The following is a 2,193-nucleotide window of genomic DNA, read 5'->3' as shown; positions in this document are numbered from 1 at the left end:
AGGCCGTAGCGCTGGTGCTCTGGGGCTTCGAGACCGCCCAGACGAGGGGGGAGACAGTGGCGATGGTGCTCCAGCTCCTCGGCGTCAGACTCATCAGGGAGAGGGGTCCCTGGGCGCCGCGGCTGGAGGTCATACCAGTGGAGCAACTCGGCAGGCCGAGGGTGGACGTGGTCGTGACGATATGCGGCTTCTTCAGGGAGATGTTCCCAAACCTGATAACCCTGATAGACGAGGCTGTCAGGATGGTGGCCAGCCTCGACGAGCCGCCTGAAGTGAACTACGTGAGAAAGCACTACCTGGAGATGAAGGGCAAACTGGGTGGCGAGCCTCTGGTCAGGATCTTCGGACCGAAGCCCGGCACCTACGGCACTAGGATCCCCGAGTTCGTGGAGGCCTCCAGCTGGTCCGGGGAGGGCGAGCTGGCTGAGGTCTACCTGCAGGACATGTCGTACGGCTACGGGGCCGGGGTGCACAGCGTGGAGGCGAGGGAGCTCCTCGCGGAGGTGCTGCGCAGGGTCGACTTCGTGGCCCAGGTTAGGAGCACCACCGAGTACGACATAACGGACCTCGACCACTACTACGAGTTCCTCGGGGGCTTGAGAAAGACCTTGGAGGTGCTGAAGGGCGAGAAGGTCGAGGCCCTGTGGCTCGACACCACGGGGGAGCGGGAGGTCGTTAGGAGCGCGGAGGAGGCCATAGACTTCTCAGCGAGGACGCGCCTGCTGAATCCGAAGTGGATCGAGGGCATGCTGAGCCACGGCTACGACGGAGCCCGCGAGATAGCGAAGAGAGTGGAGTACCTCCTCGGCCACGCAGCGCTGACTGGCGGGGTGAGCGACTGGGTGTGGGACAAGGTGGCCGAAACTTATGTGTTCAACGAGAGTGTGAGGCGCAGGTTGATGGAGAGCAACCCGTGGGCCTTGTACGAGATCTTGAGGAGGCTGTACGAGGCGTACAAGCGCGGCTACTGGAAGGCGAGAGAGGAGACGATAGAGGATCTCATAAACATCTCCGCGGAGGTGGAGGCTCTCCTGGAGTCGTCGGCGGAGTGATCGCGCAAGCCAGCAAGTTCTTTCTATATCTCTTGATTGCTTTACGTTCAATCCTGTTTAGAGCAAAGCTTACGGGCACATTGTCTTTTACATTAGAACGGTAATAATGTTTTTTCCTCAAGGCACAAGGTGCATATAGTATCCAATCCAGACGTGTTAAAATAGGAAGCATTACTTAGAAAGATCGGCAACACCCTTTAAGGAACTTTCACATCATCTCCTCTACTCAAAGGCTTTGTGTAAGGAGTTTTAACACTGCATTTGCTTAGTATTGAGGCAGTCGATAACGCCGAACCGCAGGTCGTACTTACTCAAGCCTGTTGTAACACTATGCGCTTCCCACAAACACTACCATCAACCCCAAACAGCAGGGGCCAAGAACACCTCGAGTTTCTCCATGTCGAGGTTCTTAACCTCCTCGGCGATCTCCTCTTTCGACCTCGCCCCATGATCCTTGGCGATTAAACACCACTTGATTGAGACGTCATCCCCATTCATGTTTATACCGTCTATGTACATGTGAATTCTGCCTGGATAGCAGAGCGTTCACAAGACCGCTTGTCACGGTTGCGTGGTGCCCATGGCCGAGTGGCCATTCTTAACACACCATCCGTCAACTCCCAACCGCATTGTACGGCCCTGAGCATCTCATTCAAGGAAGGTATTGGATACCTCAATGTCGTCACCCTCGAGCTCGGACAGCGATAGGTTTATCGTGACGCTCTCACTCTTCGCAATCCCTTTCACTATGACGGCCACGTCCTTGTTGTATATGTGAACCATGAGCGACCTACTGTTATCGTTCCTGCCAGTCGCTATTATATCTGTGGCGCTTTTCTTGAGCAAATTCATGAGCTCGAGCAGTTGCCTCCAGCACTCCTTAACCCACTTCTCCCTGAGCTTCTTGAACAATACCGGATGCGTGGATTCTTTTAAAAACCTTCCCATTTTTAGCTATATCTATACCTAAGGCCAGGAGGAGGCCTCGATTTTTCACTTAAATGAAAACGGTTTTTTTAGTACCACACCGCAAATGGATCTGTGTCTTGTGTCACGCTTCCCGAGAGCTTCCCCGTGCCGCCTACCTTAGACTGCTGGAGTTGCCCCGTAATGAAGCGGGAGATGGCGGCTATAGAGCTCG

3 protein-coding genes are annotated in these 2,193 nt (G+C 54.9%); 1 reads left to right on the top strand and 2 read right to left on the bottom strand.

Going from position 1 to position 2,193, the window contains the following annotated elements:
• Window positions 1-1,052 (top strand): cobaltochelatase subunit CobN (locus ACP5KC_RS10215; RefSeq protein ID WP_428287511.1); only part of this gene is annotated, 1,052 nt, incomplete at its 5' end.
• 354 nt (window positions 1,053-1,406) lie between these two features.
• Here ACP5KC_RS10215 and ACP5KC_RS10210 read toward each other — a convergent pair.
• Window positions 1,407-1,571: a hypothetical protein gene (locus tag ACP5KC_RS10210; protein ID WP_428287510.1), complete on the bottom strand. Its 165-nt coding sequence runs from the start codon at window positions 1,569-1,571 to the stop codon at window positions 1,407-1,409.
• A 129-nt stretch (window positions 1,572-1,700) separates the two neighbouring features.
• Complete coding sequence (locus tag ACP5KC_RS10205) at window positions 1,701-1,964, bottom strand: hypothetical protein (protein WP_428287509.1); 264 nt, start codon at window positions 1,962-1,964, stop codon at window positions 1,701-1,703.
• Window positions 1,965-2,193 lie beyond the last annotated feature (229 nt).

Source organism: Infirmifilum sp. (assembly GCF_049970975.1).
Lineage (GTDB): Archaea > Thermoproteota > Thermoprotei > Thermofilales > Thermofilaceae > Thermofilum > Thermofilum uzonense.
The sequence above is the reverse complement of the archived record's forward strand: the minus strand, read 5'-3'. Positions and strand labels throughout refer to the sequence as shown.